The sequence below is a fragment of the Nocardia vinacea NBRC 16497 genome, from assembly GCF_000308835.1.
Taxonomy (GTDB): Bacteria; Actinomycetota; Actinomycetes; order Mycobacteriales; family Mycobacteriaceae; genus Nocardia; species Nocardia vinacea.
The window spans coordinates 39,214-54,832 of the sequence record NZ_BAGN01000233.1 but is presented as its reverse complement, the minus strand read 5'-3'; the positions used below and the strand labels follow the sequence as shown (position 1 = coordinate 54,832).

Here is a 15,619-nt window from a genome sequence, read left to right as displayed (position 1 = left end):
GCCGACACAGCAGGGCTACCCCCAGGGCGCACCCGGTTACCCGCCGCCCGGCCAGGGCTACCCGCCCCCGCCCGCACCCGGTGGTTACCCGCCGCCCGCGCCCGGCCCGGGCCAGGGCTATCCGCCGGCCGCGCAGCCCGCTGCGCAACAACAGCCGCCCAGCGAAGTCAGCCTGAGCAAGGATCGCCCGGTCAGCCTGGTCAAAGGCCAGCGGGTCACCTTGCGCAAGGAGGGCGGCACCGCGCTGACCTTCGTGAAGATGGGTCTGGGCTGGGATCCGGTGCGCAGCCGCGGCATGTTCGGCAACCGGACTGTCGATATCGACCTCGATGCGTCGGTGGTGATGTTCGCCGATATGAACGTGGTGGATGTCGCCTACTACGGCCAGCTGACCTCCAAGGACGGCTCGGTCCGGCACCAGGGCGACAACCTCACCGGTGAGGGTGAGGGCGACGACGAGGTGATCCTGGTCGACCTGACCCGCATCCCGGCGCATGTCAGCACGCTGGTGTTCATCGTGACCTCCTATAAGGGCCACACCTTCGAACAAGTCCAGAATGCGTTCTGCCGCTTGGTCGACGGCGCCAACAACGGCGAGCTGGCCAGGTACACCATGGCAGGCGGTATGCCGTTCACCGCGATGGCGATGGCCAAGCTGTTCCGGGTCGGCAGCGATTGGAAGTTGCAGGCGCTCGGCGAAGGCTTCCAGGCCAAACATCCCGGTGAGGCGGTGCCACAGCTGGGCCGGTTCCTGGGCAATTGAGTTAGCGTAGCGACTGCTTGCAGGTCGCTCGAAAAGACAGAGTGCACGAAACAACGGGGCGGACAACGTGATTCAGCTGAAGGCCGGTCAGAATATGGTGCTGACCGGCGATATCGTTCGATTCAGCGCGAAAGCCGGGGCTGCCCTGGATGTTTCGGCGCTCGTGGTGGCGGAGAACCTGCGGGTCTTCGATACCGGCGATTTCGTGTTCTACAACCAGGCCGAGACCGCGGGGGTGACGCTGTCCGAGGACAGCGTCACCATCCGGCTCGCCGAGGTGCGCGCCGACGCCAAGGCGGTGCTGCTCGTGGTCAGCGCCGATCCGGCCGCGCCCGCGCAGGAGCCCGGGCTCGGTGCGGTCACCGCCGAACTCGCCGTGCACGATATCGCTACAGCGGAATTCGCGATCCGTCCGTCCGCGGGGGAGACCGCGCTGATCTGCCTCGAGGTGTATCGGCGCGGAACCGACTGGAAGTTGCGCGCGGTCGGTCAGGGCTATGCGGGTGGGCTCGCGGTGCTGCTCACCGCGCACGGCGTCGAGGTCGACGAACCGGCGACGCCGCAGTCCGGGCAACATAGCGCGGCCGATCTGCGGGAAGCCGAACCGGTCGGCAGTGCGGGCCGGGCCGACGGCCAAGACACCATCAGCGGTCCCGGCGACTCCCGTGCCGCCGGCCCGGCGCCGCTCGAGGTCGCGCACGGACTCGAACGCCTGTGGATGATCTTCGAGGATGCCGCGCGCTCGGCCGCCGCGCTCATCTCCGCGCGTGATTACGCCATGCAGCGGCTGGATCAGGAACTGTCCGCGGCGGTTTCGGATCCGGCGACCAGGAACACCCCCGCCGCCGAGGAGGCCAGGCAGACCGCCCAGCGTCGCTGTGACGATCTGATCGCCACCGCGGAAGGTAGTCACCTGCGCGATAGCGAAGCGCTCATGCGCGAACTCGCCGACGCCGATCGGCAACTGCCGCCGTCACTCGCGTCCTGGGATTCGCCCGCCTGGGACGGGGCGCCGACGCCGAGCGACGGCATCCGACTCGGCGAGCTCTACGCGAATGAGCGCGGGCCGCTGCGGATTCCGTACTGCGTGCCGGTGCCGCTGACTCGTCCGCTGTGGATCGATACCGAATCCACGGCTGCGGCGACCCCGGTCGTCGGCGCGGTGCTCGCGCGCCTGCTCGCGGCCGATCCCGGCCGGCGCACGCTGGTCGACATGATCGACCTGACCGGCGCGTTCGGCCAGCTCGTCGGTCCGCTGACCCCGGTGCTGAACGGGCCGCCGATCACCGATTTCGGCGATATCTCGGCGCGGCTGCAGACCCTGGTCGATGCCGCCGAACTGGCCGAATTGGCTTATTCCAGTGGGAATTTCACGCCGCCGACCGAGCATCGGGTATTGCTCGCCGCGGACTTCCCGCACGGGTACCAGACCGCGGACGCGCAGCGGATCGCGACGCTGCTGGTACGCGGCGATCTGATCGGGCTCTCCACGGTGATCGTCGGCACCGACGAATCCGAGTCCAGTGACGGGACGGTGGCGATGCTGTCCCAGGCCTGCCGTCATCTGCCGACGGTGGACGGCACCCCGCTGTTCGACCCGTGGACCGGCAGCGCGTGGCAGCTGGATCTGGACCTGCTGCCACGGGAACCGGCCAGGCAGGCGCGCTTCCTGCGCACCAGCTGAGCTGACCCTTTCGAGCGACCTGCAAGCAGTCGCTAGCGGCCCCTTTCGAGTGACCTGCAAGCAGTCTCGCTAGCGGCCCCTTTCGAGTGACCTGCAAGCAGTCGCTAGCGGCCCCTTTCGAGTGACCTGCAAGCAGTCTCGCTAGCGGCCCCTTTCGAGTGACCTGCAAGCAGTCTCGCTAGCGGCCCCTTTCGAGTGACCTGCAAGCAGTCGCTAGCGGCCCCTTTCGAGTGACCTGCAAGCAGTCGCTAGCGGCCCCTTTCGAGCGACCTGCAAGCAGTCGCTAGCGGCCCTTTCGAGCGACCTGCAAGCAGTCGCTAGCGCAGCACAGCCCTGGGCCGTAGTGCCTCCGGCAGCCAGGGCAGCAGCGGGTCCGGTGCGCGATCGATGACGCCGCCGACCGGATCGTCGACGAAATCGCGCCGGACCAGATCCTCCTCGGGTCGGTAGATCTGTCGAATGATCAAGGCACACAGCGCGAGTACCGCGATATCGCGCAGCAGTACGGTGCCGGTGAACCACTGCTCGGGCAGACCCTTGCGGTCCAGGCCGAGGTAGTAGAACATCCGCGGCACCCAGACCAGTGCGTCGATGGTCATCCAGACCAACAGAATTCGGCGATGCGGCAGCGCGAGCACGGCCAGCGGCACCAGCCACAGCGAATACTGCGGGCTCCAGACCTTATTGGTGATCAGGAAGGCGGCGACGACCAGGAAGCACAGCTGGGCCAGGCGCGGTCGGCGCGGGGCCGTGAGCGCGATGTAGGCGATCGCCGCACAGGCGGCGACGAATACCAGCAGCGACACCAGATTCAGGATGGTCGGCTGTTCGGCATGTCCGATCTCGCCGTCGAATCCGGCCCAGCCGGTGAACGAGGTGATGACGTTGTAGATGGAATCCGGGTCGGCGTGGCGAGTGGTGTTGAGCCGGAAGAACTCCCGCCAGCCATTCGGGTACAGCAGCGCGATCGGCAGATTCACCACCAGCCAGGTGCCCGCGGCGGCCGCGACGGTCAAGGCGGCCGCGCCCAGCGGTCGGGCGCTGAGAAACTGCATGCGATACGGGGTTTCACGCAGCCAGGTCATCGCAGTGCGCCCGCTGTTGATATCGCTCAATCGGAGTCCGAGCCGTGCGCTCGGCACCCGCTGCAGTGGGTCGGCGCGCAGGCACAGCACCACGATCGGCCCGAGCAGCAGCAGCGGATAGAGCTTGGCCGCGCCGCCCAGTCCGAGCAGCAGGCCCGCGAGCAGCGGTCGTCGGCGGGCCCAGGCGAGTAGCCCGGTGGCGGCGAAAGCCGTTGCGAGCGCGTCGAAATTGGTGAACGCGTGCACGATCACCAGTGGCGAACAGGCGACCAGCGCGGCATCCCAGATCCGCCGCCCCGCCAGTTGCGCCGAGGCCCATACCGTGACCAGCCAGGCGAAGGCCAGACCGACCGCGACCACATTGAAGTAGATGACCACCTGCAGCGCACCGGGCAGCGGCGAGGCATCCCAGGTCTTGGCGACCTGCATCGACGCGTACTGGTAGAGCCCGGACAGCACCGGATACTCCATGTACCTGGTCTCCCGGCCGCCGTCCGGGGTCTGCTCGGTCCATTCCTTCTTGTACGGGAAGGCACCCTCGTTCAACCGCTCCGCACCGTAGAGCGGCACGGTATCCGAGTAGCACATGGCGATGTACTGGCGGCCGTTGTTCCAGTCGAGGGTGAGCGAACCGTCGGACGTGCTCGTCTGCTGGATGCAGCCCGCCTTGCTCGCCCAGCCGAGTGCGAGGAAGACCAGCGCGAAGGCGAGTAGCACCCGCATCGGGGTCCAGAACCGAACCCGGCCGATCAGCGCGTGGTCACCGACCGGGCCGCCGACGACCGTACTCAGCTGCGCGGTCAGGGAATCGTTGCGGCTGGGCCGATCTCGGCCGTCGGCCGAGCGCAGGTCCGGTGCCAGCGGCGCGGGCGCGACATAGTGCGCCGCGCCGCCGACGGACTGCGTTGCACCGGACGGCATCCCGTCGGTCTGCGGCGCGCTTGCGTTCGTCCGCTCGTCCACGAGTTGCGGTTCGGTCACGGCACCCGAGGCTACCGGGTGCGGGTCGGTTGACTGCCGTTGCCGTTACCGGTGCCACCCGGTTGGGGCGATCCGGTGGTCGTCGGCATCGAACCGTCGGAGTTCGCCGTCGGCTGTCCGGGCAGCGGCGTCGACTCCGGCTGCTGCTGTTGTTGTTGCGGCTGGCGCTGCTGCGTCTGCGGTTGCACGCCGGGTACCTGGATCGGTCCGAAGGGGGTGTCGATCGTATTCGGGACGATCTGGATCGGCGGCAGCAGCGGCGCCTCCGTGGTCGACGGCGGGGTGAACGGTGCCGACCACGCGGGCACACCGGCTTGGCCCTTGATCGGGGCCGGCTTCGGGAAGGTTTCCTTGGGGGTGCCGTCCAGGGCACCGTCCATGGTGGCCTTCCAGATATCCGAGGGCAGACCTGAGCCGTAGACCATGCCGCCGCTGTAGTTGCGCAGCGCCGAGTTATCGATGGAGCCGACCCACACCGCGGTGGAAAGCGACGGGGTGTAGCCGACCATCCAGGCATCCTTGTTCTCGCCGGTGTCGCCGAGCTGGGCGGTACCGGTCTTGGTCGCCGACTCGCGGCCGTTGGCCAGGTTGTGATTGCGCGACCACGCTGCGATCGGCTTCATCGCGTCGGTGACGTTGTCCGCGACCGCCGCCGAGACCCGCTGTTCACCGGCCACATCGCCGCGGTCGAGCAGTACCTGCCCGTCGGCGCTCACCACCTTGGTGACGAAGTGCGGTGCGTGGTAGACGCCGGAGGCGGCCAGCGTCGCGTAGGCCGAGGCCATATCGAGCACCCTGGCCTGGTATTGACCGAGCACGATGCCGTTGTTCGGCGCGGAACCGTCCGGCTCGACCAGGCTCTTGCCCACGCCCGGAATGGTCTCCGGTATGCCGAGCTTGTGCGCCATATCGGCGATCTTCTGCGGACCGTTCTGCATATCCAGCTCCATGCGGTAGAAGCTGGTGTTCAGCGAGCGTTTGAGCGCCTCGGCGATGGTGCAGGTGCCGCACTGCTCGCCTTCGACGTTCGTGATCTTGATGCCGTTCACGGTGATCGGCGAACTGTCGTACATCTCCGACAGCGGTTTGCCCAATTCCAGGTTCTCCGCGAGACCGAAGACCTTGAAGGAGGATCCCGGCTGCAGACCGGCATTGGCGAAGTCGTAGCCCTGACCGTCGTCGCCGCCGTAGTAGGCGCGCACCGCACCGGTCTTCGGATCCACCGAAACCACTGCGGCGCGCAGCTTTTCCGGCTCGCCCTGCATCTTCTTCTGCGCGGCGTCGACGGCCGCCTGCTGTGCCTTCGGATCGATCGTGGTGGTGATCGACAGACCAGCGGTGTTGAGCTGCTGTTCGCTGATGCCCGCGGCCGCCAACTCCTTGAGCACCTGGGTCTTGATCAGGCCCTCGGGCCCGGTGTCCAGGCCCTTGTCCTTGGTGGTGGACACCGGGACCACCTGCGGGTACTGCTGGCCCTGGCGCTCTTCGGCCTTCAGATTGCCGCCGGAGACCATGCCGTCGAGCACATAGTTCCAGCGGAACTTCGCACCCTCGGGATTCTTCTCCGGATCCAGGCCGGAGGGCTGCTGGATGGTGGCGGCGAGCACCGCGCCCTCGGCCACGGTGAGCTCCGAGACCGGCTTGGCGAAGTAGGCCTTGGCGGCGGCATCGATTCCGTACGCACCGCGACCGAAGTAAATGGTGTTGAGGTAGGCGGCAAGGATTTCGTCCTTGCTCCACTGGCGCGCCATCTTCGCCGAGATGACCAGCTCGTGCAGCTTGCGAGACAGCGAGTGTTCGTCACCGACGAGCGCGTTCTTCACGTACTGCTGGGTAATGGTCGAGCCACCACCCGCGCTCTCCTTGTTGAGGGCTTGATCCCGGGCGGCGCGCATGAAGCCGGAAACCGAGAAGCCCGGGTTGGTGTAGAAGTCCCGGTCCTCGGCGGCGATCACGGCATTGCGCACATGTGGCGGAATCTGGTCGATGGTGACGTCGGTGCGGTTGCCCTCGGGCGGTACCACCTTGCTGATCACCGTGGTGCCGTCGCTGGCGAGGATATTCGCGACCTGGTTGGTTTTGAGGTCACCCGGCTGGGGTACCGAAACCGTGGTGTAGGCGATCAGGAAGATCGTGCTCGGCAAAATGATGGAAAGGGCCAGCAGGACGTAGATAACCCGGCGCACGATCCGCCACGGTGACTTCTTCTTCGCACCGGGACGACGACCGCCCGGTCCACCCGGACCACCGTTACCGCCATTGCGGCGTGGCGGCGGTCCCGAGGGCGGCGCGCCCGCGGTCGCCCGGCGCTCGCCGGTGGTGGGGCCGGTGCCGTTGGGGCGCCGGGCGCCGGGGCGATCCTGACCGGGCCGATCCTGGCCGGGCCGCGGGCTGGCCGGTCGGGGACCGGTGGGCGGGGCCGTGCGACGGTTGCGTTCGGCGTCGGTCAGTGGACCGGGCTGCCGATTCGGGCGCTCGATCTTCTGCGTGGACTGCGCGCCGGGCGGGGCGTTATCGGGTAGTGGCCTGCCCTGCGGCGGACGGCCCTGCGGCGGCGGACCCGGTCGACGCGGCGGCGGCTGCGGACCACGCGGCTCGCCGGGATACCCACCCTGCGGCGGCCGCGGACCAGCGGGACCTGGCCGACCAGGCGGGGGACCGGCCGGTCGCTGACCGGGATACGGGTTCGGAGGCTGAGGTGAACTTCGCTGAGTGCGGCCGCCGTGCGGTTCATCGCCGTAGGGGGAAGTCTCGTAGGGCGAATTCACTGACAAGATCTCCATAACTCGTAAGGGTCTGCGGGGCGCGATGCGGCGATTATCGCCGCGGCGGACACGTCGAGGCTCCGCGTGTCACCCGACGGGCAGATGACCTGGCACATCATTCGGCTGCGGTGCGCCGGTTGGCCCTGGTGCCCGTGCGCCGCCGCGTGGGCGACGGAGCGGTACCGAGCACATAGGACTGCACCAGATGATTCCAGCTGCAGCTCCGGCATACCTCGACGACATGGACCGAGAACTCCTCGCGAGTCTCGGCGAGGCGTATCAATTCCTCTGGTGTGCGAGCCGAACCCGCCATCGGGCCGAGGCCGTCGCCGTAGACCCAGGATACGAGCGTCAATTGCTCTTTCCGGCAGATCGGGCATGTGACCTCGCTCCCCCGACCGTGGAACTTCGCCGCACGTAAAAGGTAGGGATTTGCATCGCAAACCTCGGCGACATCGACACGGCCCGCATAGACGTCAGCGAGCAGCGACCGACGCTTGAGAGCGTAGTCGACCACCTGTCGCTGAATTCGCACGAGAACCAGAGTAGCGGGGCCGCGCGCGGGCCGCGCTGGGCTATGCGGGATCGACCGACCGGTATTCATTGTTGAACTGGGGCGTTACCGGCGTCGGCGGATTACGATTCCCCCGTGTCCCCCGCTACATCCGGGCGGTCGACGGCAGCATCCGGACGTATGCGCGCGCGTGACCTCGACCGTGCCAACGTGTCCAGTGTGCTGGATGCCGCCTACGCCGAAGGGCAGCTCGGCGCCGATGAATATCGCGACCGTACTGCGCGGGCCGAGACCGCCAAGACCATCGCCGATCTCGACCGGCTCACCCGCGATCTCCAGGTCCCTTCGGCGGTGCGCGATCTGGTACCGGGTGCGCCGACACCGACGCGAAACCCCTTGCGCCGCCCCGGATCCACGGGCCGTTATCCCGATCACACCCGAGCCCGCGACGCCGATCGCAACACAACCGGGCAGCTACTCGACAGCGCCCGCCGGGATGGTCAGCTCACCGAAGAGGAGCATCAGACGCTCAGTGAATTGGCGCAAGGGGCCAAGACACTCGGCGATCTGGCCGATCTGGTCGATGACTTGCAACGGCCGACCGATGCGCCGTTGCCGCCGGCGCCACCTCGATCGAATCGCCGACGCTGGTATGTGATCGGTGTGACCGCCGCGTCGGTCTGTGCCGCCGTCGCCGCTTTCGCGCTGACCAGCGGTGCCGCGACATCGGATGCGCCACCCGTCGCACATGTTGGCGCCGCGGTGCCCGATCTCGGTGCGGTGCCACCGGTGGTGGTCGCGACGCCGAATCTGCTCACTCGCGAAGGGGTTACGCACTTCCTGGCGAAGTACCGGGAGAAGTTCGGTGATCTGCAGGCCGATGAGCTGACCCTGTTCGGCGATTACGCCACGGTTGCGCGCGCGGTACCCGGTCAGTCGAATCGGCAGGTCCGCTACGACTACCGCGGCGGATTCGCGCAGAGCGGTGCTCCCGTCAGTCGCAAGACCGATACGCCCGCCGTCGATCTGGCGCAGCTGAACGTCGCCGCCGTGTCGGACTTACTGGCAACCGCGCCCACCGCGTTGAAGGTGCCGAACGGAGTTGTCACGCATATGGATGTGGAAGTCGACACCACCGGTTCCTATAGCTCTTTCGGCAGCGCGAAGGGTGCGACCATCGTGCGGATATACGCGGGCAACCAATTCAACGAATCCGGGTACTACGTGCTGACTCCGGCGGGGCAGGTTGTTCGCGCCTGGCCGTTCCAGGGGTGATTGTCGATGGCGACGACGCGCTATAGCGGAATCCGGGCCCGCGATACCGATCGGGCCGATGTCTGCGGAGTGCTCGACGCGGCGCTGGCCGACGGTCAGCTCACCGACGACGAACACGCCGAACGCACCGCGCAGGCCATGCGCGCCAAGGCATTCGGTGAGCTGGACGCGCTGATCGGCGATCTGCAGATTCCGCGGAATCTGGTGGACGCCCCGGTGATTCGAGTCGATCGCCGTCGACCGCGGCGCTGGCTCGCGCCGGTGGCGTTCATCGCCGGTGCGGCGGTCATCGGTGCGGCGGTGGGCGGCATCGCGAGCTGCGCTTCGGGCGCGTCCGGACCGTTCGGGTGGTCGGAACATGTGCCGGTGCTCACCACGGGTAGCGGCCTCGCGTACTTCATCGATGAATATCGCGCCGAGTTCGGCGATACGAAGGTCGACGAGGTCACCCTGTATCCCGACTACGCGATCTTCGAGCGGCAGGCGGCAGGCGATCCGACCGAGACCGTGCGATATCGCTACGACGGCGGATTCCACGACTACACCACCAGCAATGGGCGCAAGGCCGATGTGCGCACCTTCGATCTCGCGAGCATCGACCTGCGTGCCATCGCGGGGCTGCTGGCCGGTGCGCCGCAGTCGATCAAGACGCCGGACGGTGTCATTACGCACGCCTCGATCGAATTTCCGCCGGGCCGCAGTGATTCGGACGCCGCTGTCTCGATCTACGCGAAGAACCGAGCGGGTGCGTCGGGTTATCTGACAGCGACGGTAACCGGGGAGCCATTGCAAGTCTTCCCGCCCAGTCGCTGACGGGGCGCCGCGATCCGGATGGCATTGACGCTCGATCCGGCTCAACCGCTACCGCACGGCACGGTTCGCTACGCCGCGCCATTCGGTATCGACTAGGGAGAACGGTCAGCGCCCAGCGCTGACGGTGCCGAGGTGGGGCGAGTCGAGTTTCGTCCCACCGTCGGCAGCCGGTACCAGCTACATCCGAGCCCGCAAACGGACGATGGTGGTGTTGTCTGCTGTCCGGGGCGCGCGTGGGGTAGTCGCCTCTACCTGCGCAAACAGCGGTATGTATCGCCGACGACTATGCATGTTTATATCGCTCCGATATAGTGGGAAGTCGCATCCATCGGTTAGGTCTGCACACACAGTCAGGGGGTGAAGCCCGATGCTCGAGCTGGCAATCCTCGGGCTGCTCCTCGAAGCGCCCATGCACGGATACGAGCTGCGCAAGCGGCTGACCGGATTGCTCGGGCCGTTTCGGGCCTTCTCCTACGGATCGCTCTATCCGACGCTGCGTCGCATGCAGACGGATGGACTGATCGCCGAGGAGAACGTCGCGGGCGTCACCCGTCGTGCGCGACGGGTCTATCAACTGACTCCGGCCGGGCGGGAGCGGTTCACCGAACTGCTCGCCGATACCGGACCGCAGAACTACACCGACGACGGCTTCGGCGTCCACCTGGCGTTTTTCAGCCGCACCCCCGCGGAAGCGCGGATGCGGATTCTGGAGGGCAGGCGACGGCAGGTCGAGGAGCGCCGAGAGGGTCTGCGGGAGGCGATCAAGAAGGCCAGTGGCTCGCTGGATCGCTACACCCGCCAGCTCCACCAGCTCGGTCTGGAATCAAGCGAGCGCGAAGTGCGCTGGCTCAACGAGTTGATTGCGGCGGAGCAATCGACGAAGGCGGCACCACAGAAAGAGGGAAATATCGGCCATGAGTGAAGACAACAAGGCTGAAAACGCCACCGAAGTCCGCGTCGCCATCGTCGGCGTTGGTAACTGCGCTTCCTCGCTGGTCCAGGGCGTGCAGTACTACAAGGACGCGGACGAGACCGCGACCGTGCCCGGTTTGATGCACGTCAAGTTCGGCCGGTATCACGTCCGCGACGTCAAATTCGTCGCCGCGTTCGACGTCGACGCCAAGAAGGTCGGCTTCGACCTGGCCGAGGCGATCTTCGCCAGCGAGAACAACACGATCAAGATCTCCGACGTGCCGCCGAGCGACGTTGTCGTGCAGCGTGGTCCGACGCTGGACGGTATCGGCAAGTACTACGCCGAGACCATCGAGCTGTCCGAGGCGCAGCCCGTCGACGTCGTGAAGGTGCTGAAGGACAACAAGGTCGACGTCCTGGTCTCCTACCTGCCCGTCGGCTCCGAAGAGGCGGACAAGTTCTACGCCCAGTGCGCCATCGATGCCAACGTTGCCTTCGTCAACGCGCTGCCGGTGTTCATCGCCTCCGACCCGGTGTGGGCCGAAAAGTTCACCAAGGCAGGCGTTCCGATCGTCGGTGACGACATCAAGAGCCAGGTCGGCGCGACCATCACCCACCGCGTGATGGCCAAGCTGTTCGAGGACCGCGGCGTGCAGCTCGACCGCACCATGCAGCTCAATGTCGGCGGCAATATGGACTTCAAGAACATGCTCGAGCGTGAGCGGCTGGAGTCGAAGAAGATCTCCAAGACCCAGGCCGTCACCAGCAACCTGAAGAAGGAACTGGGCGCCAACGACGTGCACATCGGCCCGTCCGATCACGTCGGCTGGCTCGACGACCGCAAGTGGGCCTACGTGCGCCTCGAGGGGCGTGCCTTCGGTGATGTGCCGCTGAACCTGGAGTACAAGCTCGAGGTGTGGGATTCGCCGAACTCGGCGGGCATCATCATCGACGCGGTGCGCGCCGCGAAGATCGCCAAGGACCGCGGCATCGGCGGCCCCGTCATCCCGGCCTCGGCCTACCTGATGAAGTCCCCGCCGAAGCAGCTGGCGGACGACATCGCGCGCACGCAGCTGGAAGCGTTCATCATCGGCGCTGAATAATTTGCAGCGCCTGCGGCGCTGCGTGTTCTCGAAATCTCGTGTGTGATGAGCGGGAGACGTCGAGGGCCGGGCTACGGAAATCCGTGAGCCCGGCCCTTTTCGTTTCTGACGCTCAGCCCGTCTCCGAGTCACCGGTCTGCAGTCACCGGCACCTCGGCAACTCAATCCAGCGAGACGTACACCTCTACGGAAGTCGGCCCGGTGTAGCGCTCGAGTTCTGCGGTGTGCGAGCGGGTGATGGTGCCCGCGCTCTCGGCCTTGCGGACCTGTGCCCATGCGGTGCGCAGCAGATCGTAGGGCTTATCGGAGACAACGAATTTCGCGTAGCGCCCGGTCGGGACCCGGGTCAGCACATCACCGGCATCCATATCGTCCATCTCGGCGACCTCGTAGCCCAGAATCGCGACGGCGTGATCGTTCTGGCCGATATAGGCCGCGACCCGCGGCACATTCTTCTCCCGCGCCAGATACCGGTCCCAGGTGAAGTTCACCAGGTCCAGGTCGCGGGCGGTCACCTCGCGTCCGGCCAGCGGGACGGTGAGTCCGGCGACCAGGCTTTCGTCCAATGTGACAATTTCGAAGTCCACAGCTGTTCCTAACCGTCGACCGGTTCGTCTGCCAGCGCCACGAATACTTCGGCCGTGCGCGCGTCCGGATAATGTTCCACGTCACCGGTATAGGCGCGGATCAATCGTCCGGCGGCCTCGGCATCCCATACCGCCCGCCAGATGGTCACGATGGTGTCGCCGAGATTGTCGCCGCTGAGCGTGAATCGGGCGAACCGTCCCGCGGGTACTCGGGCGAGCACATCGCCCGGTAGCAGATCCGCGAGGGTGTGGCAGCGGTAGCCGACGATATGCGTCAGGTAGGAGTTGATCTCGGGCGCGTGGTCCACATACGCGGTCGTCGGCGGGCCGGGCAGCTTGCGGGCCAGATTGCGTTTCCACGCCTCCTCGACCTTGGCGCGGCGCGGTCCCTCGACCGCGAGCGCCGGGCTGCGCAGCACTGTGCCCGCCACGAGCGTCTCGGGACGGTCAACGACATTGAAATCCACCGGCGTGCCCCTATGTCTAGTCTGTCTCCAATTGGCGGCGCTCCCGGGCCCCCGTGGCCACGGAAGCTACTTCCTGGCCTGACGCTCGCGCCGCGTGTCGTCGCTCGAGCGCATATCCTTCCTCATCGATCTCGCGACGTCGGCGTCGGCCTGGTTTCGGTTCCGGCGCGCGCTCACTTCACTCTGGCAAACGATGCTGCCACGTCATCCGTTCCCATGGCCCCGGTCGACGCACATTCATGGCGAACCGAGTACGAGCATGTTGTCAGCTCGACACAACCCCGACGGAGCGAGTCTTACGTGCGAGGAGTTCGCGACGCCAGGGGGCCGCGAACACGCAGCGCCGAAGGCGCTGCCAAAGGATTCAGCCGGGCACCGGAATGCTCAGTCCGGGGAAGATTTCGACTTCCCTGGATGGCTGTGGGGCGGGTGGGATGACGATGACCGGTGCGGACGAGGTGCTGGTCGGCGGGTTCAGGATGTCGTAGCTGCCGCCGGAGGGTTTGCTCGCGGTCGGCGGGCTGCCTTGCGAGCCGGCCGTCGGGAACTGTTCGATCGGTGTGCCGTCGAGCGCGCCGTCCATCACCTGCTTCCAGATATCGGAGGGCAGGCCGGAGCCGTAGATGTCGGCGCCGCGCGCGGTTTCGATGGGCTGGGACTGTTCGGTGCCGATCCAGACCGCCGTGGACAGCGACGGAGTGAAGCCGATCATCCACGCGTCTTTGTTCTCTGTGGACTCACCGAGTTGGGTGGTGCCGGTCTTGGCGGCCGAGGGGCGTCCACCGGACAGGCTGTGCCCGTTGGAATATGCGGCGATCGGGATCATCGCGTCGGCGGTGCTGTCGGCGATGCCGCGCGGTATGCGCTGCTGGCCGGGCGGGAGCTGCTTGCCGACCTGTTTGTCGGGCCCGCCCCGATCCAGCAGGACGCGGCCGTCGCCCGCGACCACTCGCTGCACAAAGTAGGGCTGGTGGTAGACACCGGAATTGGCGATCGTCGCGTAGGCGGAGGCCATATCGATGGGGCGAACCAGGTACTGGCCCAACACGATTCCGTTCAGCGGGTGGCCGCCGTCCTCGGTGAGCGTCTTACCGGCCACGCCCGGAATCTCTTCGGGGATTCCGGCCTGATGGGCGGCATCGGCAATTGCCTCGGGGCCGTCGGACATCGACATCGTCAGTCGATAGAAACTGGTGTTCAGCGAGCGCTTCAGCGCCTCGGCCATGGTGCATTTGCCGCACGATTCGCCGTCCACATTGGTGATCTTGGTGCCGCGATCGGTCACCGGTGAACTGTCGAGCATCCGGGTGAGCGGAATGCTCTGCCGCAGTGCCGCGATCACCGCGAAGACCTTGAATGCGGAGCCGGTCTGCAGCGGCGCCTGCGCGAAGTCGAAGCCGATGCCGTCGGCGCCGCCGTAGTAGGCGCGCACCGCGCCGGAACGCGGGTCGATCGAAACCACCGCGCCACGCAGTTCCGGCGGCTGCGGGTCGAGTCGATCGTGGATCGCGTCGAGTGCGGCCTGCTGTGCTCTGGCATCGATGGTGGTGGTGATCTGCAATGCCCCCGTATTCAGCTCCCGCTCGCTGATGCCCGCGCTGCGCAGTTCCCGCAGCACCTGGCTGCGGATCAGGCCCTCCGGGCCGCGGGCCGCGTTGACGTCCGGGATTTCGGTGATCGGGACGATCTGCGGGAATACCGCCGCATCACGGTCACCTGGCGCGAGCGCACCCATCTCGACCATGCCGTCGAGCACGTACTTCCAGCGCGCGGTCAGATCGGAGAGATGGGTCTCCGGATCCAGGATCGACGGGGTGCGGATGACCGAGGCCAGTACAACGCCTTCGGCGAGCGTCAGTTCCGGCACCGACTTGTCGAAATATGCCTTCGCGGCCGCCGAGATCCCGTACGCGCCGCGCCCGTAGTAGATGGTGTTGAGGTAGGCGGCGAGGATGTCGTCCTTACTCCATTGCCGCGCCATTTTGGCGGCGATGATCAGCTCGCGCATCTTCCTGGTCAGGGTGCGTTCGGACCCGAGGAAAGCATTCTTCACATACTGCTGAGTGATGGTGGAGCCGCCGCCGGCATCCTCTTTGCCGAGGATATTGTCCCGCGCGGCGCGCAGGAATCCGCTGGTCGAGTAGCCGGGATTGGTATAGAAGTTGCGGTCCTCGGCCGAAAGTACCGCATCGCGCAGCGGTTTCGGCACCTCCGATAGCGGTACCGGAATCCGATTGCCATCCGGCGGAACAACCTTCGCGATCACTGTTGTTCCGTCGGCCGCGAGGATGGTGGCGATCTGATTGGTCTGCACCGCATCGGGATCCGGGATTTCGGCGCTCCAGTAGACCAGTACGAACAGTAGCGACGGCACCGCGACGAAGGTGATGAACAGCGCGAGCAGTAGCCGTCGGAAGCGTTCGCCCCTGGTGCGCTGCGGTCGATTCGCCGGGGTCGGTTGCGGCCTGGACGGTTTCGAAGAACCGGGCGGTCGGGGCTTGTCCTTGCGTCGTGAAGTCCCGAAGTTGTGCTCGCTGAATCCCGCGACCGAGGCATAGGGTGCCGGCATCGGTCTGCCCCGGCGACTGCCGCCGCGTCGCCGCTTGCCGAACGAGCTCACGATCATCTCCTCCCGGAGCGTCGGTAAAACTCACCTGCACGGACACGATC

General features: G+C 66.6%; 12 protein-coding genes. 6 read left to right on the top strand and 6 right to left on the bottom strand.

Annotated elements, in window-relative coordinates:
* Together ON44_RS32610 and ON44_RS32605 are read left to right on the top strand one after the other, a co-directional pair.
* The coding region (locus ON44_RS32610; protein ID WP_040697438.1) for a TerD family protein at positions 1–763 on the top strand (763 nt) is incomplete at its 5' end.
* 67 nt (positions 764–830) lie between these two features.
* Entirely contained in the window at positions 831–2,447 is a 1,617-nt protein-coding gene (locus ON44_RS32605; protein WP_051182686.1) for a TerD family protein, read from the top strand.
* A gap of 317 nt (positions 2,448–2,764) precedes the next feature.
* Here ON44_RS32605 and ON44_RS32600 read toward each other — a convergent pair whose 3' ends face one another.
* The 3 genes from ON44_RS32600 to ON44_RS32590 all read right to left on the bottom strand — a co-directional run bounded on the left by ON44_RS32600 (position 2,765) and on the right by ON44_RS32590 (position 7,813).
* The gene (locus ON44_RS32600) at positions 2,765–4,453 is read right to left on the bottom strand and encodes a glycosyltransferase family 87 protein (RefSeq protein ID WP_051182689.1); all 1,689 of its coding nucleotides are present in this window, start codon (positions 4,451–4,453) and stop codon (positions 2,765–2,767) included.
* Positions 4,454–4,524: 71 nt separating this feature from the next.
* The gene (locus ON44_RS32595; protein ID WP_444543896.1) at positions 4,525–6,675 is read right to left on the bottom strand and encodes a transglycosylase domain-containing protein; all 2,151 of its coding nucleotides are present in this window, start codon (positions 6,673–6,675) and stop codon (positions 4,525–4,527) included.
* Between the two features lie 718 nt (positions 6,676–7,393).
* Positions 7,394–7,813, bottom strand: coding sequence for a DUF5318 domain-containing protein (locus ON44_RS32590; RefSeq protein WP_169338118.1), 420 nt, complete (start codon positions 7,811–7,813; stop codon positions 7,394–7,396).
* A 159-nt stretch (positions 7,814–7,972) separates the two neighbouring features.
* On the opposite strand from ON44_RS32590, the gene ON44_RS32585 reads away from it, so the two are divergent.
* The 4 genes from ON44_RS32585 to ON44_RS32570 all read left to right on the top strand — a co-directional run bounded on the left by ON44_RS32585 (position 7,973) and on the right by ON44_RS32570 (position 11,895).
* Positions 7,973–9,067, top strand: coding sequence for a DUF1707 SHOCT-like domain-containing protein (locus ON44_RS32585; RefSeq protein WP_051182685.1), 1,095 nt, complete (start codon positions 7,973–7,975; stop codon positions 9,065–9,067).
* Between the two features lie 6 nt (positions 9,068–9,073).
* Positions 9,074–9,880 (top strand): DUF1707 SHOCT-like domain-containing protein, encoded by an 807-nt coding sequence (locus ON44_RS32580; protein WP_040697432.1) that lies wholly within the window; start codon positions 9,074–9,076, stop codon positions 9,878–9,880.
* Between the two features lie 367 nt (positions 9,881–10,247).
* The gene (locus ON44_RS32575; protein WP_040697429.1) at positions 10,248–10,802 is read left to right on the top strand and encodes a PadR family transcriptional regulator; all 555 of its coding nucleotides are present in this window, start codon (positions 10,248–10,250) and stop codon (positions 10,800–10,802) included.
* On the top strand, positions 10,795–11,895 hold the full coding sequence (locus tag ON44_RS32570) for an inositol-3-phosphate synthase (protein ID WP_040697424.1): 1,101 nt from the start codon (positions 10,795–10,797) through the stop codon (positions 11,893–11,895). The genes ON44_RS32575 and ON44_RS32570 overlap by 8 nt, the downstream gene beginning before the upstream one ends.
* Before the next feature lie 161 nt (positions 11,896–12,056).
* On the opposite strand, the gene ON44_RS32565 is transcribed toward ON44_RS32570, so the two are convergent.
* The 3 genes from ON44_RS32565 to ON44_RS32555 form a co-directional block, all read right to left on the bottom strand.
* A complete protein-coding gene (locus ON44_RS32565; protein WP_040697421.1) occupies positions 12,057–12,482 on the bottom strand; it encodes a GyrI-like domain-containing protein in 426 nt (141 codons plus the stop codon).
* An 8-nt stretch (positions 12,483–12,490) separates the two neighbouring features.
* On the bottom strand, positions 12,491–12,949 hold the full coding sequence (locus ON44_RS32560; RefSeq protein WP_040697418.1) for a GyrI-like domain-containing protein: 459 nt from the start codon (positions 12,947–12,949) through the stop codon (positions 12,491–12,493).
* A gap of 364 nt (positions 12,950–13,313) precedes the next feature.
* The gene (locus ON44_RS32555; protein ID WP_040697416.1) at positions 13,314–15,575 is read right to left on the bottom strand and encodes a transglycosylase domain-containing protein; all 2,262 of its coding nucleotides are present in this window, start codon (positions 15,573–15,575) and stop codon (positions 13,314–13,316) included.
* Positions 15,576–15,619 lie beyond the last annotated feature (44 nt).